The 26,085-nt window shown below is 60.3% G+C and carries 23 protein-coding genes; 7 read left to right on the top strand and 16 right to left on the bottom strand.

The features are described from left to right. Positions 1-25: 25 nt before the first annotated feature. The 5 genes from ACM6HV_RS09080 to ACM6HV_RS09060 form a co-directional block, all read right to left on the bottom strand. On the bottom strand, positions 26-1,168 hold the full coding sequence (locus tag ACM6HV_RS09080) for an ABC transporter ATP-binding protein (RefSeq protein ID WP_003229245.1): 1,143 nt from the start codon (positions 1,166-1,168) through the stop codon (positions 26-28). A 67-nt stretch (positions 1,169-1,235) separates the two neighbouring features. Further along, positions 1,236-2,333, bottom strand: coding sequence for a polyamine ABC transporter substrate-binding protein (locus ACM6HV_RS09075; protein WP_041072123.1), 1,098 nt, complete (start codon positions 2,331-2,333; stop codon positions 1,236-1,238). A gap of 187 nt (positions 2,334-2,520) precedes the next feature. Beyond that, a complete protein-coding gene (locus tag ACM6HV_RS09070) occupies positions 2,521-3,630 on the bottom strand; it encodes a polyamine ABC transporter substrate-binding protein (RefSeq protein WP_047297197.1) in 1,110 nt (369 codons plus the stop codon). Positions 3,631-3,801: 171 nt separating this feature from the next. Continuing rightward, positions 3,802-5,166: an aspartate aminotransferase family protein gene (locus ACM6HV_RS09065; protein ID WP_121182522.1), complete on the bottom strand. Its 1,365-nt coding sequence runs from the start codon at positions 5,164-5,166 to the stop codon at positions 3,802-3,804. A 56-nt stretch (positions 5,167-5,222) separates the two neighbouring features. Further along, positions 5,223-6,581 carry a glutamine synthetase family protein gene (locus ACM6HV_RS09060; protein WP_007967993.1) on the bottom strand — a complete coding sequence of 453 codons (1,359 nt, stop codon included), beginning with the start codon at positions 6,579-6,581 and terminating at the stop codon, positions 5,223-5,225. 730 nt (positions 6,582-7,311) lie between these two features. Between ACM6HV_RS09060 and ACM6HV_RS09055 the strand changes: the two genes are divergently transcribed. Then, positions 7,312-8,688, top strand: a complete 1,377-nt coding sequence (locus tag ACM6HV_RS09055; protein WP_003229254.1) for a glutamine synthetase family protein — start codon at positions 7,312-7,314, stop codon at positions 8,686-8,688. Between the two features lie 230 nt (positions 8,689-8,918). Continuing rightward, positions 8,919-9,551 carry a TetR/AcrR family transcriptional regulator gene (locus tag ACM6HV_RS09050; protein ID WP_027610513.1) on the top strand — a complete coding sequence of 211 codons (633 nt, stop codon included), beginning with the start codon at positions 8,919-8,921 and terminating at the stop codon, positions 9,549-9,551. Positions 9,552-9,712: 161 nt separating this feature from the next. On the opposite strand, the gene ACM6HV_RS09045 is transcribed toward ACM6HV_RS09050, so the two are convergent. The 8 genes from ACM6HV_RS09045 to ACM6HV_RS09010 all read right to left on the bottom strand — a co-directional run bounded on the left by ACM6HV_RS09045 (position 9,713) and on the right by ACM6HV_RS09010 (position 16,933). Then, positions 9,713-9,928, bottom strand: coding sequence for a TOBE domain-containing protein (locus ACM6HV_RS09045; protein WP_007967989.1), 216 nt, complete (start codon positions 9,926-9,928; stop codon positions 9,713-9,715). Between the two features lie 33 nt (positions 9,929-9,961). After that, positions 9,962-10,768, bottom strand: a complete 807-nt coding sequence (gene ssuB / locus ACM6HV_RS09040; RefSeq protein WP_145593644.1) for an aliphatic sulfonates ABC transporter ATP-binding protein — start codon at positions 10,766-10,768, stop codon at positions 9,962-9,964. Further along, complete coding sequence (gene ssuC, locus ACM6HV_RS09035) at positions 10,765-11,547, bottom strand: aliphatic sulfonate ABC transporter permease SsuC (RefSeq protein WP_047297201.1); 783 nt, start codon at positions 11,545-11,547, stop codon at positions 10,765-10,767. Before ssuC ends, ssuB begins: the two co-directional genes overlap by 4 nt. Before the next feature lie 8 nt (positions 11,548-11,555). Next, positions 11,556-12,704: an FMNH2-dependent alkanesulfonate monooxygenase gene (gene ssuD / locus ACM6HV_RS09030; protein ID WP_041072113.1), complete on the bottom strand. Its 1,149-nt coding sequence runs from the start codon at positions 12,702-12,704 to the stop codon at positions 11,556-11,558. Between the two features lie 25 nt (positions 12,705-12,729). Next, positions 12,730-13,710, bottom strand: coding sequence for a sulfonate ABC transporter substrate-binding protein (locus ACM6HV_RS09025; RefSeq protein WP_414904013.1), 981 nt, complete (start codon positions 13,708-13,710; stop codon positions 12,730-12,732). Positions 13,711-13,798: 88 nt separating this feature from the next. Next, positions 13,799-14,392, bottom strand: a complete 594-nt coding sequence (gene ssuE, locus ACM6HV_RS09020) for an NADPH-dependent FMN reductase (protein ID WP_041072109.1) — start codon at positions 14,390-14,392, stop codon at positions 13,799-13,801. Between the two features lie 281 nt (positions 14,393-14,673). Beyond that, positions 14,674-15,312 carry a peroxiredoxin gene (locus tag ACM6HV_RS09015; RefSeq protein WP_414904012.1) on the bottom strand — a complete coding sequence of 213 codons (639 nt, stop codon included), beginning with the start codon at positions 15,310-15,312 and terminating at the stop codon, positions 14,674-14,676. Positions 15,313-15,607: 295 nt separating this feature from the next. Beyond that, complete coding sequence (locus ACM6HV_RS09010; RefSeq protein ID WP_041072104.1) at positions 15,608-16,933, bottom strand: OprD family porin; 1,326 nt, start codon at positions 16,931-16,933, stop codon at positions 15,608-15,610. 364 nt (positions 16,934-17,297) lie between these two features. On the opposite strand from ACM6HV_RS09010, the gene tauA reads away from it, so the two are divergent. Next, positions 17,298-18,287 (top strand): taurine ABC transporter substrate-binding protein, encoded by a 990-nt coding sequence (tauA, locus tag ACM6HV_RS09005; protein ID WP_414904011.1) that lies wholly within the window; start codon positions 17,298-17,300, stop codon positions 18,285-18,287. Positions 18,288-18,393: 106 nt separating this feature from the next. On the opposite strand, the gene argA is transcribed toward tauA, so the two are convergent. Together argA and argE are read right to left on the bottom strand one after the other, a co-directional pair. Beyond that, positions 18,394-19,692 carry an amino-acid N-acetyltransferase gene (gene argA / locus ACM6HV_RS09000; protein ID WP_414904010.1) on the bottom strand — a complete coding sequence of 433 codons (1,299 nt, stop codon included), beginning with the start codon at positions 19,690-19,692 and terminating at the stop codon, positions 18,394-18,396. Positions 19,693-19,937: 245 nt separating this feature from the next. Next, the gene (gene argE / locus ACM6HV_RS08995; RefSeq protein ID WP_414904009.1) at positions 19,938-21,083 is read right to left on the bottom strand and encodes an acetylornithine deacetylase; all 1,146 of its coding nucleotides are present in this window, start codon (positions 21,081-21,083) and stop codon (positions 19,938-19,940) included. Between the two features lie 155 nt (positions 21,084-21,238). Between argE and ACM6HV_RS08990 the strand changes: the two genes are divergently transcribed. Further along, positions 21,239-22,609 carry an inorganic triphosphatase gene (locus ACM6HV_RS08990; protein ID WP_095668062.1) on the top strand — a complete coding sequence of 457 codons (1,371 nt, stop codon included), beginning with the start codon at positions 21,239-21,241 and terminating at the stop codon, positions 22,607-22,609. Between the two features lie 136 nt (positions 22,610-22,745). On the opposite strand, the gene ACM6HV_RS08985 is transcribed toward ACM6HV_RS08990, so the two are convergent. Then, positions 22,746-23,216 (bottom strand): Lrp/AsnC family transcriptional regulator, encoded by a 471-nt coding sequence (locus tag ACM6HV_RS08985; RefSeq protein WP_025112016.1) that lies wholly within the window; start codon positions 23,214-23,216, stop codon positions 22,746-22,748. A 127-nt stretch (positions 23,217-23,343) separates the two neighbouring features. Between ACM6HV_RS08985 and ACM6HV_RS08980 the strand changes: the two genes are divergently transcribed. From ACM6HV_RS08980 to ACM6HV_RS08970, 3 genes are all read left to right on the top strand, one after another. Beyond that, entirely contained in the window at positions 23,344-23,682 is a 339-nt protein-coding gene (locus ACM6HV_RS08980; protein WP_108184141.1) for a hypothetical protein, read from the top strand. 90 nt (positions 23,683-23,772) lie between these two features. After that, positions 23,773-25,557 carry a GspE/PulE family protein gene (locus ACM6HV_RS08975; protein WP_041072096.1) on the top strand — a complete coding sequence of 595 codons (1,785 nt, stop codon included), beginning with the start codon at positions 23,773-23,775 and terminating at the stop codon, positions 25,555-25,557. 65 nt (positions 25,558-25,622) lie between these two features. After that, complete coding sequence (locus ACM6HV_RS08970; RefSeq protein ID WP_169843014.1) at positions 25,623-25,943, top strand: DUF2388 domain-containing protein; 321 nt, start codon at positions 25,623-25,625, stop codon at positions 25,941-25,943. Positions 25,944-26,085 lie beyond the last annotated feature (142 nt).

Genomic DNA, 26,085 nt, shown 5'->3' with positions numbered 1-26,085 from the left:
AGCCGGCGTTTGAATTTGCGCATGTTCATGAGCGAAGTACCACGCCGCTGTCGTCTTCCCACCACACGTAAACCTGATCACCCCAGGTCGGACGCTGGCCGCGACGCTCGGCGTTGGCGACGAACGACTGCACCAGCTTGCCACTCGGCAATTCGACGTAGAACACCGAGTGCCCACCGAGGTAGGCGATGTCATGCACCTTGCCGCTGGACCAGTTGTATTCGCAGGTCGGCATCTCGGCGGTGACCAGCAGCTTCTCCGGACGAATCGCGTAGGTCACGGATTTGTCCTGCACCGAGGTGCTGATGCCGTGGCCGACATAGATCTGCCGGTCGAGGTCCTTGCAGGTGATGGTCGCGTGGCCTTCGGCGTCGTCGATCACTTCGCCTTCGAAGATGTTCACGTTGCCGATGAATTCGCAGACCAGACGGCTGGTCGGGGTTTCGTAGATGTCGATCGGGCTGCCGATCTGGGCGATCCAGCCCAGGTGCATGATCGCGATGCGCTCGGCCATGGTCATGGCCTCTTCCTGGTCGTGGGTCACCATCACGCAGGTCACGCCCACGCGCTCGATGATTTCCACCAGCTCCAGCTGCATCTGCGAACGCAGTTTCTTGTCCAGTGCGCCCATCGGCTCATCGAGCAGCAGCAGCTTCGGCCGCTTGGCCAGCGAACGCGCCAGTGCCACACGTTGACGCTGACCGCCGGACAGTTGATGCGGCTTGCGCTTGGCGTACTGGCTCATCTGCACCAGTTTGAGCATCTCGGCCACACGCGCATCGATCTCGGCGTTGGGGATCTTGTCCTGCTTGAGGCCGAAGGCGATGTTCTGCGCCACGGTCATGTGCGGGAACAAGGCGTACGACTGGAACATCATGTTGATCGGTCGCTCGTACGGCGGCATGTCGGTGATGTCGACGCCGTCGAGGAAAATGCGCCCCTCCGTGGGCCGTTCGAACCCTGCCAGCATCCGCAGCAGTGTGGATTTGCCCGATCCCGAACCGCCGAGCAGGGCGAAAATTTCGCCCTTTTTGATTTCCAGGGACACATCGTCCACGGCAATCGTCTCGTCGAACTTCTTCGTGACCCGGTCGATTTTGACCAACACCTGCTTAGGTGTCTGGTCGCCCTCGAGGGCTTTCTTATAGGCGCCGGAGGCAACTGCCATTTACGAAACTCCCAGAAAAAAACAGTGCAGTTCGCCCCATGCGGACGAACCCAGGATAGTTTGTGCCTTACTTGCCCGACTTGACCTTGGTCCAGCTACGGGTCATCAAACGCTGAATATTGGGTGGCAACTCGACCGACACGTAAGTCTTGTCGAGGACTGCTTGCGGTGGATAAACCGCTTCATCGGTGCGGATGGACTGCTCCATCAGCTTGTCCGACCCCGGGTTGGGGTTGGCGTAACCGACGTAATCACTGACCTGGGCGATCACCTCAGGTTTCAGCAAATAGTTGATGAAGGCGTGGGCCTCTTTGACGTTGGACGAGTCCTTCGGAATCGCCAGCATGTCGAACCACAGCGCGCCGCCCTCTTTCGGAATCGAGTAGGCGATGTTCACACCCTTCTTGGCTTCCTCGGCACGGTGCTTGGCCTGGAAGATGTCACCGGAGAAACCGATGGCCACGCAGATGTCGCCGTTGGCCAGATCACCGATGTATTTCGAGGAGTGGAAGTAGGTGACGTAAGGACGCACGGCCAGCAGTTTGTCGGTGGCCTTGGCGTAATCCTTCGGATTGGTGCTGTTGGCGTTCAGGCCCATGTAGTTGAGCACGGTCGGCATCATTTCATCGGCCGAGTCGAGGAACGCGACGCCGCAGCTGTGCAGCTTCTTGATGTTCTCCGGTTCGAACAGCACGCTCCAGGAGTCGATCTTGTCGATACCGAGCACGGCCTTGACCTTGTCGACGTTGTAGCCGATGCCGTTGGTGCCCCACAGGTACGGCACCGCGTACTGGTTGCCCGGATCGTTCTGCTCCAGGCGCTTGAGCAGCACCGGATCGAGATTCGCATAGTTCGGCAGCTGCGACTTGTCGAGCTTCTGGAACGCGCCTGCCTTGATCTGCTTGCCAAGGAAGTGGTTCGACGGCACGACCACGTCGTAACCGGTACGCCCGGCCAGCAGCTTGCCTTCCAGGGTCTCGTTGGAATCGAACACGTCGTACACCGGTTTGATCCCGGTCTCTTTCTGGAAGTCGGCCAGGGTGGTCTCGCCGATGTAATCCGACCAGTTATAAATATGCACCGTACCGGCGGCCTGGGCTCCGACAGCGATCGTCAGGCCGGCAGTGGCCAGCAGGGCTTTGCGCAAAGAAGAAAAAATAGGCAAGTGGAGGTCCTCTAATTTAGTTGGGCCCAAGTTGCCCCGTGCTGCATGACAGTCACGGTTGCCCGGCAACAAAACCGGCGCGCAACTTACCTTCGAAAAACCGATCCAGCAAAACTTTCTGTCATTTAATTGATCCGCTGACCGCCGTCATGGCGACGACAGCCAGCGGTTGCTGCTTCAAACCGGCTTATTTACCGGATTTGATCTTGGTCCAGCTGCGGGTCATTTCGCGCTGGGTAGCGGCCGGCAAGTCGGCGATCGCATACAGCTTGGCCTGCACGTCGGCTGGCGGGTAAATGCCTGGATCGCTGGTGATGTCTTTTTCCACCAGAGCGGTCGCAGCAGCGTTACCGTTCGGGAAGCGTACGGCGTTGGTGATGCCGGCCATGACTTCAGGCTTCTGCAGGAAGGTCATGAACTTGTAGGCGCCTTCGACGTTTTCGGCATCTTTAGGGATGGCGACCATGTCGAAGAAGCTGCCAGCGCCTTCTTTCGGAATGGCGTAGCTGACTTTCACCTTGTCACCGGCCTCGGCGGCACGGGACTTGGCCTGCTGCACGTCACCCGAGTAACCGACCGCTACGCAGATGTTGCCGTTGGCCAGGTCCGAGATGTACTTGGAGGAGTGGAAGTAGGTGATCGAAGGACGAATCTTGAGGAACAGGTCCTCGGCTTTCTTGATGTCTTCTTTCTTCTGGGTGTCGGTAGGCAGGCCCAGGTAGTGCAGCGCGACCGGGAGCATTTCGGTCGGCGAATCGAGGAAGCTCACACCGCAGCCCTTGAGCTTGGCGATGTTTTCCGGCTTGAGCAGCACGTCCCACGAGTCGATGGTGTCGACGCCCAGGGCAGCCTTGACCTTCTCCGGGTTGTAACCGATACCGATCGAACCCCACATGTACGGGAAGGCGTGCTTGTTGCCCGGATCGCTGACCGACACGGCCTTGAGCAGGTCCTGGTTCAGGTTCTTCCAGTTTGGCAGCTTGGACTGGTCCAGCTCCTGATAAACACCGGCCTTGATCTGCTTGGCCAGGAAGTTGTTCGACGGCACAACGACGTCGTAACCGGATTTGCCCGCCAGCAGTTTGGCTTCCAGGGTTTCGTTACTGTCGAATACGTCGTAAACGACTTTGATCCCGGACTCTTTCTCAAAGTTGGCAATGGTGTCCGGAGCGATGTAGTCGGACCAGTTGTAAACGTGCAGTACCTTGTCGTCCGCGTGAACCGCACCCGCCATCATGCCCGCGACGGACAGCGCGAGAAGAGTCTTGCCAGCAAGCTTTTTACCTAATGCCTTCATGCGTCATGCTCCAAATTTTTCTTTTTTGAACCACTTTGTTCAGCGGCCGAACCCCGACAACTGGAACTGCGGCTAGTCTGGCAAGATCGGAGGCGGTCTTTCAAGAAAAGGCCCACCTTTCTGACACCTTCGAGCGAGAGCGCCGCAGCTCCCCCGCTCGAAGCCTAGCACTTAGGCTTGCAACGCACTGAGGGTCAGGTCCAGGCACTTGCGTGCCTTGGTCACCAGCTCATCGATCTCCGCCTTGCTGATCACCAGCGGCGGCGCAATGATCATGGTGTCGCCCACGGCGCGCATGATCAGGCCGTTATCGAAGCAGAACTGCCGGCAGATCATGCCCACGCCCCGACCTTCGTAACGCTTGCGAGTGGCCTTGTCCTGCACCAGCTCGATCGCCCCCAGCAAACCGACGCCGCGCACTTCGCCCACCAACGGGTGGTCGTTGAGTTCGCGCAGACGTTTCTGCAAATACGGTGCCGTTTCGTTGTGCGCGTTCTCGATAATTTTCTCGTCGCGCAGGATCCGGATGTTTTCCAGACCCACCGCTGCCGCCACCGGGTGCCCGGAGTAGGTGAAGCCGTGGTTGAAGTCGCCACCTTCGTTGAGCACTTTCACCACTTCATCACGGACGATCAGGCCACCCATCGGGATGTAACCGGAGGTCAGGCCTTTGGCGATGGTCATCATGTCCGGTTTCAGGTCGTAGAAATCCGAACCGAACCACTCGCCGGTACGGCCGAAACCGCAGATCACCTCATCAGCGACGAACAGAATGTCGTACTTGGCGAGGATTTCCTTGATGCGCGGCCAATAGGTATCAGGCGGAATGATCACGCCGCCAGCGCCCTGGATCGGCTCGGCAATGAACGCACCGACGTTGTCCACGCCCACTTCGAGAATCTTCTCTTCCAGCTGATTGGCGGCCCAGATGCCGAACTCTTCCGGCGACATGTCGCCGCCCTCGGCGAACCAGTACGGCTGCGCGATGTGGACGATGCCCGGGATCGGCAAATCGCCCTGTTCGTGCATGTAGGTCATGCCGCCCAGGCTCGCGCCGGCCACGGTGGAACCGTGATAACCGTTCTTGCGGCTGATGATGACTTTCTTGTTCGGCTGGCCCTTGATCGCCCAGTAGTGGCGAACCATGCGCAGCATGGTGTCGTTGCCTTCGGAGCCGGAACCGGTGAAGAACACATGGTTCATGCCTTCCGGCGCCACGTCGGCGATGGCCTTGGCCAGTTCCAGTGCCGGCGGGTGCGCAGTCTGGAAAAACAGGTTGTAGTAAGGCAGTTCGCGCATCTGCTTGGCAGCTGCGTCGGCCAGCTCATCGCGGCCATAACCGATCGCCACGCACCACAGACCCGCCATGCCATCGAGGATCTTGTTGCCCTCGCTGTCCCACAGGTACACGCCCTTGGCGTTGGTGATGATCCGTGGGCCCTTCTCTTTCAGTTGCTTGAAGTCGCTGAACGGGGCCAGGTGGTGTTCGCTGCTCAGGGCTTGCCACTCACGGGTTTGCGGGTTGTTGCTGGTCATGCCAATTCTCCTTGTTATCGGTGAAGGCGCGGCTGCTGCCAGCCGCGCCCGGCGTATCAGACAGCGAAGAGCAGGTACTCACGCTCCCAGGAACTGATCACGCGCTTGAAGTTTTCATGCTCGGCCCGCTTGACCGCGACGTAGCCGGTGATGAAGGTCTTGCCCAGGTATTTCTCGATGGTTGCGCTGTTTTCCATACGCTCCAGCGCGTCTTCGATGGTCAGCGGCAGGCGCAGGTTGCGGCGTTCATAGCCACGACCGACCACCGGAGCGCTCGGATTGAGGCCTTCGACCATGCCGATGTAACCGCAGAGCAGGCTCGCGGCAATCGCCAGGTACGGGTTGGCGTCGGCGCCCGGCAGGCGGTTTTCCACGCGGCGGTTCTGCGGGCCGGCATCCGGGACGCGCAGGCCCACGGTGCGGTTCTCTTCGCCCCACTCCACGTTCACCGGCGCCGAGGTGTCCGGCAGGAAGCGGCGGAACGAGTTTACGTTCGGCGCGAACAGCGGGAGCAATTCCGGGATCAGTTTCTGCAGGCCACCGATGTGGTGCAGGAACAGCTGGCTCATGGTCCCGTCTTCATTGGAGAACACGTTCTTGCCGGTCTCGATGTCGATGATGCTCTGGTGCAAGTGCATCGCACTGCCCGGCTCGCCGGTCATCGGCTTGGCCATGAAGGTGGCGGCCACGTCGTGCTTGAGCGCGGCTTCGCGCATGGTGCGCTTGAACACCAGGATCTGGTCGGCCAGCGACAGTGCATCGCCGTGACGGAAGTTGATTTCCATCTGTGCCGTGCCGTCTTCGTGGATCAGCGTGTCGAGGTCCAGCTCCTGCAGTTCGCACCAGTCGTAGACGTCCTCGAACAGCGGGTCGAACTCGTTCGCCGCTTCGATGGAGAACGACTGACGCCCGATTTCCGGACGGCCCGAGCGGCCGATAGGCGGCTGCAGCGGATAGTCGGGGTCGTCACTGCGCTTGGTCAGGTAGAACTCCATCTCCGGCGCCACGATCGGCTGCCAGCCCTTGTCGGCGTAGAGTTTCAGGACCTTCTTGAGCACGTTGCGCGGCGACAGCTCGATCGGGTTGCCTTGCTTGTCGTAGGTGTCGTGGATCACCTGGGCGGTCGGCTCGATGGCCCATGGCACCAGGTACACGGCGTTCTGGTCGGGACGGCAGATCATGTCGATATCGGCCGGGTCGAGCAGTTCGTAATAGATGTCGTCTTCGACGTAGTCGCCGGTCACGGTCTGCAACAGCACGCTTTCCGGCAGGCGCATGCCCTTTTCGGCGATGAACTTGTTGGTCGGCGAGATCTTGCCCCGGGTGATACCGGTCAAGTCGCCGATCATGCATTCGACTTCTGTGATCTTGTGGTCTTTCAACCAATCGGTGAGCTGGTCGAGGTTGTTACTCATAAATGCCTCTGGGCTGAGTCTCCTGACATCGTGTCAGGCAAAGTTTGACGCCGTGGCGTCGCGTTAAAGGGGGCTTGCTTGCGCGCAGTGCCGGCTTACGCCTGGCACCGCGCATCGACAATGAAAGAGGAGCTTACCTGCCCTTTACGCTGGCGTTGCATTTCCTGTGCACATTCAAGGCGTGCAGAATCATGAGCACGGCTGGGGAAGCGGCACAGGCTTTGGGACTCAAAGGGATCTATATTGAAGGAAGACGCCATAAACAGAATGCTTTGCCGTACGTCCAGAATAACGGACGCTGCCGTTTGGCCTGATGCGGACGAGGACATCGTCAACTGCCCGCGAGCCTTGCGGGCTGCACTACGGACGGATTGGTCGCCACTGATGTGTTGAGCATGCAGACCGGACTGTTGCGAGCAGTCGGTGATGCCGATTAACGGCAGGCGAGACATGAAGCACCCCGGTATTATTGCTGTTATGGGTTTGATCGGAGCTTAGCCTTGTTCATTTTTTTACACAACACCCCCGTAAAAAATACAACACGGCCTGCTCAAGCCCGCGGGTGCCAAGCGTCCCAAGGACAAAAAACTGCCCCAAAGTGCCCCATAAATGCCCTCGCAGCGCTTTTTTAGGGCAAAAAAGGCCTCGCTTGACTTCGGCATGCCGTTCGGGTTGACTGAAACCAGAAAAGATCAATGATTGATATTTTTAACAACAAAGGTGTTGCATCATGTCGGTACCCCCGCGTGCCGTTCAGCTTAACGAAGCGAACGCGTTCCTTAAGGAACATCCTGAGGTTCTGTACGTTGACCTTCTGATTGCGGATATGAATGGTGTGGTGCGCGGCAAGCGCATCGAACGCACCAGCCTCCACAAGGTTTACGAGAAAGGCATCAACCTGCCGGCCTCTCTATTTGCTCTGGATATCAATGGTTCTACGGTGGAAAGCACCGGCCTGGGTCTGGACATCGGCGACGCCGACCGGATCTGCTATCCAATCCCCGATACCCTGTGCAACGAGCCATGGCAGAAGCGCCCGACCGCGCAACTGTTGATGACCATGCACGAACTCGAAGGCGACCCGTTCTTCGCCGATCCGCGCGAAGTGCTCCGTCAAGTTGTTGCAAAGTTTGACGAGCTCGGCTTGACCATCTGCGCAGCCTTCGAGCTGGAGTTCTACCTGATCGACCAGGAAAACGTGAACGGCCGTCCACAGCCGCCACGCTCGCCGATTTCCGGCAAACGCCCGCACTCGACTCAGGTCTACCTGATCGACGACCTCGACGAATACGTCGACTGCCTCCAGGACATTCTGGAAGGCGCCAAAGAGCAAGGCATCCCGGCCGACGCCATCGTCAAGGAAAGTGCCCCGGCGCAGTTCGAAGTGAACCTGCACCACGTCGCCGACCCGATCAAGGCATGCGACTACGCGGTACTGCTCAAGCGTCTGATCAAGAACATCGCCTACGACCATGAAATGGACACCACCTTCATGGCCAAGCCGTACCCGGGCCAGGCTGGTAACGGTCTGCATGTCCACATCTCGGTGCTCGACAAAGATGGCAAGAACATCTTTGCAAGCGAGGATCCCGAGCAGAACGCCGCGCTGCGTCACGCGATCGGCGGTGTGCTCGAGACCCTGCCGGCGCAGATGGCTTTCCTCTGCCCGAACGTCAACTCGTACCGCCGTTTCGGCGCGCAGTTCTATGTACCGAACTCGCCGTGCTGGGGCCTGGACAACCGCACCGTGGCGATCCGCGTGCCGACTGGCTCTGCCGATGCCGTACGGATCGAACACCGCGTGGCCGGTGCCGACGCCAACCCGTACCTGCTGATGGCTTCGGTCCTGGCTGGTGTGCATCACGGTCTGGTGAACAAGATCGAACCGGGCGCCCCGGTCGAAGGCAACAGCTACGAGCAGAACGAGCAAAGCCTGCCGAACAACTTGCGCGATGCCCTGCGTGAGCTGGACGACAGCGAGGTGATGGCCAAGTACATCGATCCGAAATACATCGATATCTTCGTCGCCTGCAAGGAAAGCGAGCTGGAGGAGTTCGAACACTCCATCTCCGACCTTGAGTACAACTGGTATCTGCATACCGTTTAAGCGGTTGTAGTGCCAAACAGAACGCCGTCAGCTGATTCAGCCAACGGCGTTTTTTTTATGGCCGCCTGCGGCGGTTCGCGAGCAGGCTCGCTCCCACAGTTAAACTCCAGTGAACATGAATACTGTGCACACAGAACCTCCCTGTGGGAGCGAGCCTGCTCGCGAAAGCGGCCGACGAGACAACACAAGAGCCGGCTCGTACAATGCCCGCTGCCCCGCAGGAGACTTCCATGACGCGTCCCGCCCCCGTTCGTAAACCCCGTGCCCGCAGCCAGGCGCGCATCGACTCGATACTCGAAGCCGCGCGCACGCTGCTGGCTGCCGAGGGTGTGGCCAGCCTGTCGATCTACAGCGTCGCCGAACGCGCGCAGATTCCGCCCTCCTCGGTCTACCACTTCTTCGCCAGCGTCCCGGCGCTGCTCGAAGCATTGACCGCCGATGTGCACGCGGCGTTTCGCGCCTGCCTGCAAGCGCCGATCGACCACGATGCCCTGCGCGACTGGCGCGACCTGTCGCGGCTGGTCGAGGAGCGGATGCTGGAGATCTACGACGAAGACGCTGCGGCCCGCCAGTTGATCCTCGCCCAGCATGGCCTCACCGAAGTGACCCAGGCCGACCGGCAACACGACATCGAACTCGGCGACCTGATGCACAAGTTGTTCGACCATCATTTCGAATTGCCGCGCCTGCCGAGCGATGTCGACGTGTTTGCGCTGGCGATGGAGTTGGGCGACCGCGTGTATGCGCGCTCGGTGCAGCAGCACGGGCAGATCACGCCGCGCATGGCCGAGGAAGGGATGCGGGTGTTTGATGCTTACATCGGGCTGTATTTGCCGCCGTATCTGCCCAAAAGAATTCTCTAGCGTCTTTACCGGCCTCTTCGCGAGCAGGCTCGCTCCCACATTTGGAATGCGGTTCCCTGTGGGAGCGAGCCTGCTCGCGAAGACCGCTCAGCCGATTTCAAGCCAGGTACAAAAAACCCCGAAGGGCTCACGCCTTTCGGGGTTGTTTTTTACTCACAGGCTTACAACTTGGCGATCGACACCTCGGTGGATTTCACGAAGGCGATCACTTCGCTGCCCACCGCCAGTTCCAGCTCCTTGACCGAGCGGGTGGTGATCACCGAAGTGACGATGCCGGAGGCGGTCTGCACGTCGATTTCCGACAGCACGTCGCCGAGAACGATTTCCTTGATCGAGCCTTTGAACTGGTTGCGCACGTTGATGGCTTTGATAGTCATGGCTTTGATTCCTGTCGTTGGAGGTAACTTGAGTTATTGAGCCCAGCGCAATTGCGTAGGCAGTGGTGAAACAGGTTCCGGCTCCGGCGGTTCGCCAGGCAGGGACAGAACACGGTTGAGCACTTCGGTCTCCAGCGCCGCCAGTCGATGCGATCCGCGCACTCGCGGGCGTGGCAGCTCCACTGGCAGGTCGAGGCCGACTTCGCCGTCCTCGATCAGAATCACCCGGTCGGCAATCGCCACCGCTTCGCTGACGTCATGGGTCACCAGCAGCACGGTGAAGCCACGCTGTTGCCAGAGGCGTTCGATCAGTTGCTGCATCTCGATCCGGGTCAGCGCATCCAGCGCACCCAGTGGCTCGTCGAGCAGCAGCAGGCGCGGTTGATGAATCAGCGCCCGGGCCAGCGCCACGCGCTGCTTCTGTCCACCGGACAAGGCGGCCGGCCATTCGTTGGCACGATCGGCCAGACCCACCGCTTCCAGCGCCTCCAGCGCTTGCGGGCGCCAGTTGCCGTTAAGGCCAAGGCCGACGTTGTCGATGATCTTTTTCCACGGCAGCAGCCGGGCTTCCTGGAACATCAGCCGGGTGTCTTCCCGCGCATCGCTCAGCGGGGCGGCACCGGCCAACAGGTCGCCGCCCGTCGGTTGATCGAGGCCGGCGAGCAGACGCAGGAACGTGCTCTTGCCGCACCCGCTGCGCCCGACCACGGCGACGAATTGCCCCGCTGGAATGTGCAGGTCGATGTCGCGCAACACCTGCCGCGCACCAAAGGTTTTCTGCAGGTTGCGCACCACCAGCGGAATCCCGCGCAGCAGGCGTGGAGGTTGTTGAGCGGTCATGCCACACCTCCCTTGGCAACCTGATAAGCCGGGTGCCAGCGCAACCACACACGTTCAAGTCCACGGGCCGCGAGGTCGGCGAGTTTGCCGAGCACCGCGTAAAGCAGGATCGCCAGCACCACCACATCGGTCTGCAAAAACTCCCGGGCATTCATCGCCAGATAGCCGATGCCGGAGCTGGCGGAAATGGTTTCGGCAACGATCAGCGTCAGCCACATGAAGCCCAGCGCAAAGCGCACGCCGACCAGAATCGACGGCAGCGCGCCCGGCAAAATCACCTGCCAGAACAGGCTGAAACCGCTCAAGCCATAACTGCGCGCCATCTCCACCAACGCCGGATCAACGTTGCGGATGCCGTGATAAGTGTTGAGGTAGATCGGGAACAACGTGCCCAACGCCACCAGGAAAATCTTCGCCGACTCGTCGATGCCGAACCACAGGATCACCAGCGGAATCAGCGCCAGGTGCGGCACGTTGCGAATCATCTGCACCGAACTGTCGAGCAGGCGTTCGCCCCACTTCGACAGGCCGGTGATGAAGCCCAGCACCAGGCCGATGCTGCCGCCGATGGTGAAACCCAGCGCGGCGCGCCAGCCGCTGATTGCCAGGTGCGTCCAGATTTCGCCGCTGCGCACCAGGCTGACACCGGCCTCGATCACCGCCACCGGTGCCGGCAGAATCCGCGTCGACAACCAACCGGCCGACACCGACAACTGCCACACCGCCAGCAACAACACCGGCAACGCCCAGGGCGCGAGGTTGTGGATAAGTTTCTTCATGGCGCGCCTCAGCTCTGCGACGCGGCTTTGGGAAGAATGTCGTTGGCCACCATCTCGCCGAACGGGCTGACGTAACCGGCGCTTTTCGGCAGTTCCGGACGCTCGATGTCGAGGTGCGGGAACAGCAGCTCAGCGACGCGGTACGACTCTTCGAGGTGTGGATAACCGGAGAAGATGAACGTATCGATCCCCAGATCCGCGTACTCCTTCACGCGGGCGGCCACGGTCGGACCATCGCCGACCAGCGCCGTACCGGCGCCGCCGCGCACCAGGCCGACGCCGGCCCACAGGTTGGGGCTGACTTCGAGGTTGTCGCGACTGCCGCCGTGCAGCGCGGCCATGCGTTGCTGGCCGACCGAGTCGAAGCGCGCCAGCGACGCCTGCGCACGTTTGATGGTGTCGTCGTCCAGATGCGAGATCAGCCGGTCGGCCGCTTGCCAGGCTTCGGCGTTGGTTTCGCGCACAATCACATGCAGACGAATGCCGAAGCGCACGGTACGTCCGAGCCTCGCGGCTTTGGCGCGCACCTGCTCGATCTTCTCGGCCACCGCCGCTGGCGGCTCGCCCCAGGTCAGGACCATCTCGACCTGTTCGGCAGCGAGATCCTGCGCTGCTTCCGAAGAGCCACCGAAGTACAGCGGCGGACGCGGTTGCTGGATCGGCGGATAGAGCAGTTTGGCGCCCTTCACGCTGATGTGCTCGCCGTCGTAATCGACGGTTTCGCCTTCCAGCACGCGACGCCAGATGCGGGTGAATTCCACCGAAGCCTGATAACGCGCTTCGTGATCGAGGAACAGACCATCACCGGCCAACTCTTCCGGGTCGCCACCGGTCACCAGGTTGAACAACGCACGCCCGCCGGACAGACGATCCAGGGTCGCTGCCTGCCGCGCCGCGACCGTCGGGGAAATGATCCCGGGGCGCAGGGCGACAAGGAATTTCAGACGCTGGGTCACCGGGATCAACGACGCGGCCACCAGCCACGAGTCTTCGCAGGAACGGCCGGTGGGAATCAGCACGCCGCCAAAACCCAGACGATCCGCCGCTTGCGCGACCTGTTGCAGATAACCGTGGTCAACGGCGCGGGCACCTTCGGCGGTGCCAAGGTAATGGCCGTCGCCGTGGGTAGGCAGGAACCAGAAGATGTTGAGGCTCATGGAGTGGTCTCCTTGGGAATTCGATTTACTGGGCTTGGGTAACCGAGCTTTGGGCCACAGCGGCCGGTGGTGTCCAGATCACGTCCTTGATGCTCAACGGCTTGGGAATCAGCTTGAGCTGGTAGAAGGTGTCGGCGATTTTCTGTTGCGCGGCGACCACGTCCGGGGTCAGGAACAGCGCACCGTAGCCCTGGCGCTTCACCGAGGTCAGGGTGATGTCCGCCGGCAGGCCGAGCAGTGGCGCGACCTGTCGGGTCACGTCTTCAGGATTGGCTTTGGACCACTCGCCCACGGCGCGCACTTCTTCGACGAGGGTCTTGATCACTTCGGGATTTTTCTGCGCGTAAGGTTTGGTCGCGAGGTAGAACTGATGGTTGTCGACGATGCCTTTGCCGTCACGCAGGGTGTGCGCTTGCAGCTGTTGCTCGGCAGCGGCCTGGTACGGGTCCCAGATGACCCAGGCGTCGACGCTGCCACGTTCGAACGCGGCGCGGGCATCGGCCGGCGGCAGGAATACGGTCTGGATATCGGCGTATTTGAGGCCGGCATCTTCAAGGGCACGCACCAGCAGGTAGTGCACGTTGGAGCCTTTGTTCAGCGCGACTTTCTTGCCCTTCAGATCGGCGACCGATTTGATCGGCGAGTCTTTCGGTACGAGGATCGCCTCGCTGTTCGGCGCTGGCGGTTCGTAGGCGACATAGAGCAGGTCAGCGCCGGCAGCCTGAGCGAATACCGGTGGGGTTTCGCCGGTAACACCGAAGTCGATCGAGCCGACGTTCAGGCCTTCGAGCAGTTGCGGGCCGCCGGGGAATTCAGTCCATTGCACGTCCACGCCTTGGGCGGCCAGACGTTTTTCCAGTGTGCCTTTGGCCTTGAGCAGCACCAGCGTGCCGTATTTCTGATAACCGATCCGTAGAGTCTCGGCCTGAGCTTGAGTAATGGCGCCGAAGGACACAGCCGCAGCAAACAGAGCGACCAGACCACGACGCAAAAATACAGTGCGCATAGCGCTCTCCTTTTGCTGTTGGGTTTTGGCTGCACCTGCTTGGCCGTTAGCGGCTGAGTAAGGTGAGTGGAGCAATTTCGGATAAGGCTTAAATGCTCCAGCGAGCACTCAACAAACGTTCATTCAACAGCCCCGGCTCCAGCGGTTTCGGCCGGCGGGCCATGGCACTGACAAACTGCTCCAGTGCTTCGTGCAGACGCTGCTCCAGCGCCGGCGCCAGTTGCGCCTGGGCACTGCCTTCGCCGTAAGCAATCTGGCTGTCCTCGGCAAAAATCCCTTGCAGCATTTCCTGGGCTTTCAATGCCGACAGCACTGGCTTGAGGGCGTAATCGACCACCAACATGTGGGCGATGCTGCCGCCCGTGGCCATCGGCAGCACAATCTTGTGGTTCAGGGCGCGTTCCGGGAGCAGATCGAGCACGGTCTTCAGTGCGCCGGAAAACGACGCCTTGTACACCGGCGTGGCGATCAGCAGACCGTCGGCGTTTTCAATCTGCGCCAGCAGGTCGAGCACCTTCGGGCTGTCGAAGCGGGCGTGGAGCAAGTCTTCGGCCGGGAAGTCCCGCACCTGATAACTCACCACTTCCACCCCCTGCTCCTGCAACCAGCGTTGCGAGCGCTCCAGCAACACCCCGGAACGGGAGCGTTGGCTGGGACTGCCACCGAGTGAGACGACCAGCATTCAGACAATTCCTTGCGCGTTAGAGACGATTCGCGGGTTGCGATCTCGCTTCGATGAGAGTGACCTTACCAGCTGATTTATATATCCATAAATCATATTTATTCATTTGGTTATGCATTTTGGAGATATACATTTCAACAAACTGCGCGCGAAAAAAAGGCCGTCGAAACAGCCTGAAATCCCCTGCTATTTGGATGCACCAAAAGATCGCAGCCTACGGCAGCTCCTACATGGATCGGCTTACTCCTGTAGGAGCTGCCGCAGGCTGCGATCTTTTGATCTTAACGATTCGGCTGCGGCGTCAGGCGCAGGTATGGTTTCACCTCACGATAGCCTTTGGGGAAGCGCCGCTTGATCTCTTCCTCATCCTTGAGCGACGGCACGATCACCACCTCCTCACCGTCCTGCCAGTTGGCCGGGGTGGCCACCTTGTAGTTGTCGGTAAGCTGCAGCGAATCGATCACCCGCAGGATCTCGTGGAAGTTGCGTCCGGTGCTCGCCGGGTAGGTGATGGTCAGGCGGATCTTCTTGTTCGGATCGATCACGAACAGCGAACGTACGGTCAGCGTGTCGTTGGCGTTCGGGTGGATCAGATCATAGAGATCGGAAACCTTGCGATCGGCATCGGCCAGGATCGGGAAGTTGACGATGGTGTTCTGGGTTTCGTTGATGTCTTCGATCCACTTGTGGTGCGAGTCCACCGGGTCCACCGACAGCGCAATGGCTTTGACGCCGCGCTTGCTGAACTCATCCTTGAGCTTGGCGGTGAAGCCCAGCTCGGTGGTGCACACCGGGGTGAAGTCGGCCGGGTGGGAGAACAGCACACCCCAGCTATCGCCCAGCCACTCGTGAAAACGAATCTTGCCGGCGCTGGAATCCTGTTCGAAATCGGGGGCGATGTCGCCGAGTCTGAGGCTCATGGTGCTGCTCCTGATGAGTTGTTGGAGAACTCAACTGTAGCTCGGGATTTGCCATCATGAAAAAGAATAAATAACTAGATATCTAGCACTTAAAGGAATATTAAACATCGTTCACTGGACGCTCGCCGCCATCGCGACGAACATCGACCCCAAGGTTCGAGAAGGCCTTGAGTAGCTGCAAAAGAGGGAAATTTCGGGACAGGCTTACGGGGGTGAGCCTGACCCGAAAATGCAAAAGCCCCGTCCGGCGCAATGCCGGACGGGGCTTTTTTACATCAGCCGCTTGAGCGCGCTATTACAGCAGCGGGATCGAGTAGCTGACGATCAGGCGGTTTTCGTCCTGGGAACGGGTATTCGCCAGGTCGGTACGCCACATCGCGTTTTTCCAGGCAACGCCGAGGTTCTTCAGCGGACCTTCCGGAATCACGTAACCGATGGTCAGGTCACGTTCCCACTCGGTTTTTTCGCCCAGCGGAGTGTCGATGTTGTTGCCACGCAGGTAGATCACGTTGGCGGTCAGGCCAGGAACGCCGATCTTGGCGAAATCGTAGCCGTAGCGAGCCTGCCAGGTACGCTCGCCAGCACGGGCGAACTTCTGGATCTGCATGTCGGTGATGGTGCTGTTCGACGAGCCGTCACCCTGGTTCAGCCAAGGGAAGTCGCTGTCGCCTTTGGTGTACTGGTAACCGGCACCGAAGGTGTGACCTTCAACCGAGTACAGGGCCAGGTAGCTGTACAGATCGTTGTCGACTTTGCCCTTGACGGTTTTGCCACCGTAGTAGCCGCTGGTGTAGTAGGCAGCGGTATCGCCGTTGGCACCGTTGTCGCGGCTGCGGTAGTAACGCAGGTCGCTTTTCAGTACGCCCGGGCCGATTGCCCAGTTGTGTACCAGACCCAGGAAGTTCTGCGAGTAGAAGTCTTTCAGCTCACCGTAGTAGTACGAAGCGGTCAGGTCTTTGGTGACCTTGTAGTCCGCACCACCGTAGTAGAACTTGTTGCTGAACACGCCTTTGTCATAGTTCGAACCAGCGTTCGCACCGGCAATCGACATGTTCTCGTTGTTGCTGGAGTTACGACCTTTCACGGCCTCGACCTGACCGGCAGTCAGGGTCAGATCCTTGAACTCGTTCGAGGTGATCGCTTCACCCTGGAAAGTTTGCGGCAGCAGACGGCCGTCGTTGTACTTGATGACCGGGTTGTTCGGCATCAGGGTACCGACTTTCAGTTCGGTCTGAGAGATCTTGACCTTGCCGGTCACGCCCAGGCTGGCGAAGTCATGCACGGCACGGTTGCCATCGCTTGGGAACACGGTGCCGCCCGACGCGGTACCGGCGGAGTTGCCACTGGTGGCCGGGCTGGAATCAAGACGCACGCCGTACAGGCCGATCGCGTCAACACCGAACTGCACGGTGCCTTGGGTGTAGCCGGAGATGAAACGCAGATCGAAGCCTTGGCCCCACTCTTCGTTCTTGTTCGCACCAGCGCCATCACGGTTGTCGGTGTTGATGTAGAAGTTACGCAGCCCCAAGGTGGCCTTGCTGTCTTCGATGAAACCGGCGGCGCCCGCCTGCTGCGCCAAAACCCCTACGGCCACAGCCAGGGCCAAGGTGGACTTGTTCATGTAAAGCTCCTCTCGTTTCTAATTCTTGTGTTCCTGGCCCGGGGTCTGATGCCCTGGATCCTAAGATGCGCGATTAGCGCCAGACCGTGACTGACAAGTCAATCGTAACCTTGTGTGTCTACGACCAAGGTCTAATCGCAGTGATTTGGTCCGTGCAGAGTAAAGACTTCCTGATAAACCCAAAAAGAATTTATTCATTCTTTTTCATATCATTTCGAAATATGGCCAGTATCGTGCCACCTCCGCCGGGAAACAGCGTATCGGCGACTAAGCTCATTCCTAAATGGTATTTGTTAGCCTTTTTTTATATCGATTAGCTTTGGCGCAACCCCGATTCGTCAAACCCTATCGAAAAGGCGACGCCATGATGGCCAAACGCGCACTATCTAGTCAATTTGTTACAGTTTGTGTATCAGCGCTGATTTCTTTTTCCGCCCATGCCGCCAACCTCACCGTTGGCTATCAAACCGGTATCGACCCGAGCAAAGTCCCTCAGGCCGACGGCATCTACGAACAAACCATCGGCCAGAAGATCGACTGGCGTCGCTTCAATAGCGGCCCGGAAGTTGTGACAGCCCTTGCATCGGGCGACGTACAGATCGGCAACCTTGGCTCCAGCCCTCTGGCAGCGGCCGCTTCTCGCAATCTGCCGATCGTCACTTTCATTGTTTCAGCGCAGATCAACGCCGCCGAGGCGCTGGTGGTGCGCAATGGCAGCGGGATCAATACCCCGCAGGATCTGGTCGGCAAGACCATCGCCACGCCTTTCGTTTCCACCTCCCACTACAGCCTGCTCGGCGCACTCAAGCACTGGGGCCTGGACACCTCGAAAGTCAAAGTGGTGAACCTGCAGCCCGCAGAAATCGCAGCGGCATGGAAGCGTGGGGATATAGATGGCGCGTTTGTCTGGTCGCCGGCGCTGGGGGAAATCCGCAAGACCGGCAAAACCCTGACCGATGCCGCACAAGTCGGCCAATGGGGCGCACCGACCTTCGAAGTCTGGGTCGCGCGCAAGGACTACGCCGAGAAGCACCCTGAGGTGGTGGCCAAGTTTGCCAAGGTCACTCTAGACGCATTTGCCGATTACGCCAGCCATAAAGACAGCTGGACGGCGGACTCGGCGCCGGTGCAGAAAATCGCCAAATTGACCGGTGCCAATGCGGCCGACGTACCGGAGCTGCTGGCCGGTTCGGCCTTCCCGGATGCCAAGGCGCAGCAATCCACCGCACTGCTGGATGGCGGCACGGCGAAAGCGATTGGTGAGACGGCGAAGTTTCTGAAGGAACAGGGCAAGGTCGAGACGGTGCTGCCGGATTATTCGCCGTACGTCAGCGCGAAGTTCATCGCTGAGTAAACACAAAACCCTGTAGGAGCTGCCGAAGGCTGCGATCTTTTGATCTTGTTTTCAGGAAACCAAAGGCAAAAGATCGCAACCTGCGGCAGCTCCTACTGGGCTTGGGTTACAGGGACTTTTCGAAGATCTTCGAATTGCGCTGATAGTTGTACAGCGACGCCCGCGCCGCCGGCAGGCGTTCGACGCTGCTAGGCTCGAAGCCACGTTCGCGGAACCAGTGCGCGGTACGGGTGGTGAGGACGAACAGGGTTTTCAACCCTTGCGCCCGGGCACGGGTCTCGATGCGCTCCAACAGTTCATCGCCGCGACCACCATGGCGGTACTCCGGATTCACCGCCAGGCACGCCAGCTCACCGGCGTCCGAATCGGCAATCTGATACAGCGCCGCACAGGCAATGATCATCCCTTCACGCTCAACCACACTGAACTGCTCGATTTCGCGCTCCAGCACTTCGCGCGAGCGACGCACCAGAATCCCCTGCTCTTCCAGCGGACTGATCAGGTCGAGCAAACCGCCGACGTCTTCAATCGCCGCCTCGCGCACCAATTCGAATTGCTCCTGAGCGACCAGCGTACCGCCACCATCGCGGGTGAACAGTTCGGTCAGCAGTGCACCGTCCTCGGCATAGCTGACGATATGGCTGCGCGCCACGCCGCCACGGCAGGCCTCGGCGGCGGCATCCAGCAGTTCGGCCTGATAGTTGTTGCCCAGACGCGCCAGATGCGCAGGCACCTGTTGCGGCCGCAGTTCGCGCACCAGTTTGCCGTTTTCGTCGATCAGACCGAGGTCAGCGCCGAACAGCAAGAGTTTGTCGGCACCGAGGTCGATGGCGGCGCGGGTGGCGACGTCTTCGCAGGCGAGGTTGAAGATTTCCCCGGTCGGCGAGTAGCCCAGCGGCGACAGCAGCACGATCGAGCGCTCGTCGAGCAGGCGATTGATGCCTTTACGGTCGACCCGGCGCACTTCGCCGGTGTGGTGATAGTCGACGCCTTCGAGCACGCCGATCGGCCGCGCCGTGACCAGGTTGCCGCTGGCCACCCGCAGACGCGAGCCTTGCATCGGCGACGAGGCCATGTCCATCGACAGTCGCGCTTCAATGGCGATGCGCAACTGACCGACAGCATCGATCACGCATTCCAAGGTCGCTGCATCGGTGATGCGCATGCCGTGGTGGTAGTGGGGGGTCAGGCCGCGAGCGGCGAGGCGGGTTTCAATCTGCGGACGCGAACCGTGGACCAGCACCAGACGCACGCCGAGGCTGTGCAACAGCACCAGGTCGTGGACGATGTTGCCGAAGTTCGGATGCTCCACGCCGTCGCCGGGCAGCATGACGACGAACGTGCAGTCGCGGTGAGCGTTGATGTAAGGGGACGCGTGACGAAGCCAATTAACGTATTCGGGCATGAACCTGGGCCTGTAATAAATAGCAGCCGGAAAAAAGGGCGAAACGGAAAACGCACAGCGGGCTGATGGTTATCGTCGGAACAGGCTTGGCGACACGCGCGTTCTCCTCATGAATACGGGTTGGATTCCCACTAATTTAACGACTTTCCCTGTAGGAGCTGCCGCAGGCTGCGATCTTTTGACTTTGTTTTTAAAAGACAAGATCAAAAGATCGCAGCCTTCGGCAGCTCCTACAAGGGATGTGTTCAATTCTTCAGGCAGTAATGTTCAATCAACTGCCGCAATAGATGCACGGTAGGCTGCAAACGTGACATTTCGAGGTATTCGCCGGGCTGGTGGGCACAGGCGATGTCGCCGGGGCCGAGCACGATGGTTTCGCAGCCAAGGCGCTGAAGATAAGGCGCTTCGGTGCCAAACGCTACTGCTTCGGCACGATGGCCGGTGAGCTTTTCGGCGATGCGCACCAATTCGGCGTCTTCGGCCTGTTCGAACGGCGGTACTTCCGGGAACAACGGTTTGTAATCGATCTTCACCTGGTGCCGCTCGGCCACGGGATTGAGCTTGCGCAGGATTTCCGCGCGCAGGACTTTCGGGTCCATACCCGGCAACGGACGCAGGTCGAACTCCAGCGAACACTGGCCACAGATGCGATTCGGGTTGTCGCCGCCATGAATACAGCCAAAGTTCATGGTCGGTTGCGGCACGCTGAACTGCGGATTGTTGAATTCACGCTGCCACAGCAGGCGCAAACCGCGCAGCTCGCCGATGGCATCGTGCATCGCTTCGAGGGCACTGTGCCCCAAACGCGGATCCGACGAATGGCCGCTTTGCCCGAGGATATCGATGCGCTCCATCATGATGCCCTTATGCATGCGAATCGGCTTGAGCCCGGTCGGCTCGCCGATCACCGCCGCACGGCCCAGCGGCTTGCCGGCCTCGGCCAGCGCGCGGGCACCGGACATCGAACTTTCTTCATCACAGGTGGCGAGAATCAGCAGCGGTTGCCTGAACGGTTGATCGAGCAGCGGCTGCACGGCCTCAATGATCAGCGCGAAAAAGCCCTTCATGTCGCAGCTGCCCAGCCCGACCCAGCGGCCGCCAACTTCGGTGAGCTTCAGCGGATCGGTCTGCCACAGCGCATCGTCATAAGGCACGGTATCGCTGTGCCCGGCCAGCACCAGACCGCCGGGGCCGCTGCCGTAACTGGCGAGCAGGTTGAATTTGCCGGGACTGACCTGCTGGATATCGCAGCTGAAGCCCAGATCACCCAGCCAGCCGGCGAGCAAATCGATCACCGCCCGGTTGGACTGATCCAGGCCCGGCTGGGTGCAACTGACCGACGGTACGGCGATCAGTGCAGCGAACTGGTCTTGCATGGACGGCAAAGGCATCGCTGACTCCAACTCCGATTTGAAGTCCATCATAGAGCCATCCGGCGCCAGGAATAAACCGCCGCAGGGCGTAGGAAGTTTGAGTCCTGTACACTGCACGGCCTTGGCAGCCACACATTCCCCCGGCTGCGCTCCCGATCCTGGATTTTCCGGCCATGCAGAAAGAAACCGAAATCAAACTCCGCGTCAGCCGCGAAACCCTCGCTGCCCTGCGCGAGCACCCGCTACTGAAAAAACGCAACAAAAATGGCTGGGAACGCCGTGAGTTGATGAACCAGTACTTCGACACCCCCGAGCGCGACCTGGCCCAGGCCAAAGTCGCCCTGCGCTTGCGCAAGGACGGTGACGAAGTGATTCAGACCCTCAAGACCCGCGGCCAGAGTGTTGCCGGTCTGTCCGAGCGTAATGAATACGACTGGAAGTTGCCCAAAGCCAAGCTCGACGTGAAGAAACTCGACGGCGAATGCTGGCCCGAGTCGCTGGCCGAGCTGGACAAGAAAACCCTGAAGCCGATCTTCACCACCGACTTCGTCCGCGAGCGTGCGGAAATCGCCTGGGGCCGCGGCAAGGCCAAAGTGGTTATCGAAGCTGCGCTGGATCTGGGCCACGTGGTGGTCGGCAAACAGAAAGAAGAAATCTGCGAGCTGGAACTGGAACTGCGCGAAGGCGAGCCGGCCGCGCTGCTGGAACTGGCCGCTGAACTGGCCGAAACCCTGGCCCTGATGCCGTGCGACATCAGCAAGGCCGAGCGCGGCTACCGTCTGTACGACGCCAACAGCTACTCGCTGAGCCTGCCGGCGCCGCAACTGACCCCGGAAACCCCACTCGACGACGCCTTCGCCGCACTGGCCTGGCACTTGCTCGGCAGCAGCCAGCGTCTGGCCGAACAATATCGCTTCAATGGCCACTGGCGCCTGCTGCAGGACTGGGTCGAGAACCTCGCCGAAATGCGCGCCCTGCTCAGCAGCCTCGGCCAGGCCGCACCGCGTCCGGCCACTCACGACCTGCGCGTGGCGCTGGACGCATTGCTCGAAGACTGGCGCCCGCTGGTTCAGGTCGGCATCGAAGACGAAGACGTACGCAAGGCGGCGCCGGAGCAATTCCTCGAAGAACTGGAAGACCCGCGCTGGGGCCTGTTCTCGCTGACCGCATCACGCTGGCTGCTGGCCCGCGCCTGGACCGCCGAGCGCAACACCCGCGGCAACCGCCAGGGCGCCGCGCAACTGCACAGCTGGCTGCCGCGCCTGCTGGGCGAAGAAGCCACCTCCCTGCAATTGCAGCGCTATCAGCAGCAACCGGAAGATCTGGCCGAACAACTGCCGCGCATCGAGCGCATCCAGGTCTGGCTGCACCACGCGCGTAACGTGCTGGAGATCGCGGAAATGGATCGCCTGTACGGCGAACTGAACAAACTGGCGCAACTGGCCAATGAGCCGACGATCACCGACGAACTGCTCGATGCACGCAAGCAGCAGGCGATTGCGGTTTATCAGAATCGTGCGTGGAAAATGCTGCTGCGCATGTGATGCTCAGCAATACCTGAAAACTGTGGCGAGGGAGCTTGCTCCCGCTGGAGGCCGAAGGACTCCCAATTCCTGCAATTGCAGATTTTGGGGCCGCTTCGCAGCCCAGCGGGAGCAAGCTCCCTCGCCACAGAGGCCATCAGCGCATGACCGGCAGGCTGGTCGTCGACTTGATCTCCGACAGCGCCACAATCGAGTTCACCTCCTGAATCCCTGGCACCAGCGACAGCTTTTCGAAGAAGAACCGCTCATACGCCTCGATGTCCGCCGCGACAATCCGCAACAGAAAATCTACCGCGCCCATCAGCACGTAGCACTCCAGAACCTCCGGAAAACCGCGAATCGCCTCGGTGAATTCGGTGAAGTTCGACCGCCCGTGGGCGTTGAGCTTGATCTCGGCGAAGATCTGCGTGTTCAGGCCGATCTTCTTGCGATCAAGCAAGGTCACCTGGCCGCGAATGATGCCCTCCTCCTTCATCCGCTGAATGCGCCGCCAGCACGGTGACTGCGACAGGCCCACCTGCTCGGCGATCTGTGCGCTGGACAAGGAAGCGTCCTCTTGCAGCAGGGCGAGAATCCTGCGGTCGTAGCTGTCCAGCTCGCTGTGCATAGAAAAACCTCAAATATGGATTCTTGCGAATCAATCCAGTCGATCATTCGCCAATCACACCGATCTTAGCCAAGAAATGCCCGGCACCGAATGTAAAAATTTCTCCAGTGTTTTTTGGAGACTCGCCATGCCGCACCTCGAAGCCGTGAATACCGCACCAACCCGGGCCGATGTCTGGAACGTCAACAACAGCCATTGCCTGGCGCAGTATCAGATCCTCGCCGAAGCCGAGCCGGATCTGCTGGTGCGGGTGCTGAACCTGTTCGCGCTGCAGTTCCTCACGCCTGAACAGGTCAATGTGCAGCGGATGGACGACTTGATGTCGATCGACATCGTCATGGGCGGTTTCAGTTGGCATCGCGCCCAAGTGATTGCGGAAAAACTTCGTAACCTGATCAGCGTCTGCTCGGTCAACCTGCAAAACGCCGACGCGGCGTGGGATACGCCCGCGCAAGCGGTTGGCTGAAAAATCCGGCAACGGCTTTGTCGGGTAGTGGCCCAACGGTCTGCGGGGCCACGACTATCCTTTGCGAACTGTCGTTCAAAAGGAGCCCGCATGTCCGTTCAACTCGCCACTCAGGACCGCTGGCTGGATCTCAACGATGTGTTGCGTGAATTGGTCGCCCAAGGCTTCATCAGCCAGGATTCGGCGGAGCAGGCGCTCAATGCCCGGCGCCGCCACGCGACCCACGGCCAGCAGCACCCGCTGGAGTTCATTGCCAGCCAGCAACTGGATGACCTCAGCCGTCCGGGTAAACATCTGGATCTGGAAAGCCTGACCCTGTGGCTGGCGCAGCAGGCCGGCCAACCGTACATGCGCATCGACCCGTTGAAGATCAACGTTGCGGCAATCACTCCGCTGATGTCCTACGCCTTTGCCCAGCGGCACAGGATTCTTGCAGTGGCGGTCGACCGCGACGCCGTGGTCGTGGCCAGTGCCCAGCCCTACGTCACCGCTTGGGAAGCCGACCTGACTCACGTGCTGAAGCTGCCGATCAAGCGGGTGGTCGCCAACCCGGTGGACATCCAGCGCTTCAGCGTCGAGTTCTTCCGCCTCGCCAAATCGGTCAGCGGCGCCAGCAATGCCGATCAGCAAAGCGGCAACCTCGGCAACTTCGAACAACTGCTCAACCTCGGCGCCAGCGATCAGGAGCCGGACGCCAACGACGCACACATCGTCAACATCGTCGACTGGCTGTTCCAGTACGCCTTCCAGCAACGCGCCAGCGATATTCACATCGAACCGCGCCGCGAACAGGGTACCGTGCGCTTTCGCATCGATGGCGTGTTGCACAACGTCTATCAATTCCCGCCGCAGGTGACCATGGCGATCGTCAGCCGCCTGAAAAGCCTCGGGCGCATGAACGTCGCCGAGAAGCGCAAACCCCAGGACGGCCGGGTCAAGACCAAGACCCCGGACGGTGGCGAGGTGGAGCTGCGGCTCTCAACGCTGCCCACCGCGTTTGGCGAAAAAATGGTCATGCGCATTTTTGACCCGGAAGTGCTGCTCAAGGACTTCGATCAGTTGGGCTTTTCCGCCGACGACCTGCGCCGCTGGCAGGACATGACCCGCCAGCCCAACGGCATCATCCTGGTCACCGGGCCGACCGGTTCGGGCAAGACCACCACGCTCTACACCACGCTGAAGAAACTGGCGACGCCGGAGATCAACCTCTGCACCATCGAAGACCCGATCGAAATGGTCGAGCCGGCGTTCAATCAGATGCAGGTGCAGCACAACATCGAGCTGAGTTTCGCCGCCGGGGTGCGTGCGTTGATGCGACAGGACCCGGACATCATCATGATCGGCGAGATTCGCGACCTGGAAACCGCGGAAATGGCGATTCAGGCGGCACTCACCGGCCACCTGGTGCTGTCGACCCTGCACACCAACGATGCCCCCAGTGCTATCAGCCGGTTACTCGAACTCGGCGTGCCGCACTATCTGATCAAGGCCACGGTACTCGGGGTCATGGCCCAGCGTCTGGTGCGTACCTTGTGCCCGCACTGCAAGGCGCCGCTGACGCTGGAAGAGGAGGACTGGCAGACCCTGACCCGCCCCTGGCAGGCGCCGCTGCCGGGCAATGCGCAACGGGCGATCGGCTGCCTGGAGTGCCGCGACACGGGTTATCGCGGGCGCGCCGGGGTTTACGAAATCATGCAACTGAGCGACAGCCTCAAAACCCTCATCACCCCGGACACCGACCTTACCGCCATCCGACGGCAAGCCTTCAAGGAAGGCATGCGCAGCCTGCGCCTTTCAGGTGCGCAGAAGGTCGCGGCAGGGCTGACCACCCTTGAAGAGGTGCTGCGGGTGACACCGCAGAGCGAGCAGAAATAGGCCGCTACGGAACCGGATCGGGGAATCGTTATCCAACGCCGTAGTTAACCCCCAGGAGTCACTCAATCATGCGTCTCAAACTTGCTGTCGCCACCCTTGCCTTGCTGTCCCTTCCCGTTGGTTCAGCGATGGCCGACAGCTTTTGGCGTAACGTCATTTCGTCCGGCGCCACCACCGGTTCGACCTACCTGACCTTCAAGGATCACAAGCTGATCGTTGCCGCGCAGGACGACGCCGGCAGCTTCGTCGCCAGCGATGGCGGCATTCGTGGGCCATACCTGGAAGCAGCCATGCAGAAAGTCCGCGCCGACAATCCGGGCCTGCAGGCCACGGACATGGAACTGGCGAATGCGATTCTGGCGAAGAATGCAGTGGCTTCCGAATAAGCCCGCCGCCGACAGAAATGCCGCTCGATCGAGCGGCATTTTTTTGCCCGTAATGTCGAATTCACCACAACCTCTGTGGGAGCGAGCCTGCTCGCGAATAAAGTGGGTCAGATACATCTTTGTCTTCTGACACGACGCCTTC

Origin of the sequence: Pseudomonas sp. IT-P260 (genome assembly GCF_949768395.1) — a bacterium.
In the GTDB taxonomy this organism is placed as follows: Bacteria; Pseudomonadota; Gammaproteobacteria; order Pseudomonadales; family Pseudomonadaceae; genus Aquipseudomonas; species Aquipseudomonas parakoreensis.
The sequence above is the reverse complement of the archived record's forward strand: the minus strand, read 5'-3'. Positions and strand labels throughout refer to the sequence as shown.

Coding starts and splice junctions, on each gene's coding strand:
- ACM6HV_RS09080 (WP_003229245.1), bottom strand. CDS start 1,168: ATGGCAGTTGCCTCCGGCGCCTATAAGAAAGCCCTCGAGGGCGACCAG.
- ACM6HV_RS09070 (WP_047297197.1), bottom strand. CDS start 3,630: ATGAAGGCATTAGGTAAAAAGCTTGCTGGCAAGACTCTTCTCGCGCTG.
- ACM6HV_RS09065 (WP_121182522.1), bottom strand. CDS start 5,166: ATGACCAGCAACAACCCGCAAACCCGTGAGTGGCAAGCCCTGAGCAGC.
- ACM6HV_RS09060 (WP_007967993.1), bottom strand. CDS start 6,581: ATGAGTAACAACCTCGACCAGCTCACCGATTGGTTGAAAGACCACAAG.
- ACM6HV_RS09055 (WP_003229254.1), top strand. CDS start 7,312: ATGTCGGTACCCCCGCGTGCCGTTCAGCTTAACGAAGCGAACGCGTTC.
- ACM6HV_RS09050 (WP_027610513.1), top strand. CDS start 8,919: ATGACGCGTCCCGCCCCCGTTCGTAAACCCCGTGCCCGCAGCCAGGCG.
- ACM6HV_RS09045 (WP_007967989.1), bottom strand. CDS start 9,928: ATGACTATCAAAGCCATCAACGTGCGCAACCAGTTCAAAGGCTCGATC.
- ssuB (WP_145593644.1), bottom strand. CDS start 10,768: ATGACCGCTCAACAACCTCCACGCCTGCTGCGCGGGATTCCGCTGGTG.
- ssuC (WP_047297201.1), bottom strand. CDS start 11,547: ATGAAGAAACTTATCCACAACCTCGCGCCCTGGGCGTTGCCGGTGTTG.
- ssuD (WP_041072113.1), bottom strand. CDS start 12,704: ATGAGCCTCAACATCTTCTGGTTCCTGCCTACCCACGGCGACGGCCAT.
- ACM6HV_RS09025 (WP_414904013.1), bottom strand. CDS start 13,710: ATGCGCACTGTATTTTTGCGTCGTGGTCTGGTCGCTCTGTTTGCTGCG.
- ssuE (WP_041072109.1), bottom strand. CDS start 14,392: ATGCTGGTCGTCTCACTCGGTGGCAGTCCCAGCCAACGCTCCCGTTCC.
- ACM6HV_RS09015 (WP_414904012.1), bottom strand. CDS start 15,312: ATGAGCCTCAGACTCGGCGACATCGCCCCCGATTTCGAACAGGATTCC.
- ACM6HV_RS09010 (WP_041072104.1), bottom strand. CDS start 16,933: ATGAACAAGTCCACCTTGGCCCTGGCTGTGGCCGTAGGGGTTTTGGCG.
- tauA (WP_414904011.1), top strand. CDS start 17,298: ATGATGGCCAAACGCGCACTATCTAGTCAATTTGTTACAGTTTGTGTA.
- argA (WP_414904010.1), bottom strand. CDS start 19,692: ATGCCCGAATACGTTAATTGGCTTCGTCACGCGTCCCCTTACATCAAC.
- argE (WP_414904009.1), bottom strand. CDS start 21,083: ATGCCTTTGCCGTCCATGCAAGACCAGTTCGCTGCACTGATCGCCGTA.
- ACM6HV_RS08990 (WP_095668062.1), top strand. CDS start 21,239: ATGCAGAAAGAAACCGAAATCAAACTCCGCGTCAGCCGCGAAACCCTC.
- ACM6HV_RS08985 (WP_025112016.1), bottom strand. CDS start 23,216: ATGCACAGCGAGCTGGACAGCTACGACCGCAGGATTCTCGCCCTGCTG.
- ACM6HV_RS08980 (WP_108184141.1), top strand. CDS start 23,344: ATGCCGCACCTCGAAGCCGTGAATACCGCACCAACCCGGGCCGATGTC.
- ACM6HV_RS08975 (WP_041072096.1), top strand. CDS start 23,773: ATGTCCGTTCAACTCGCCACTCAGGACCGCTGGCTGGATCTCAACGAT.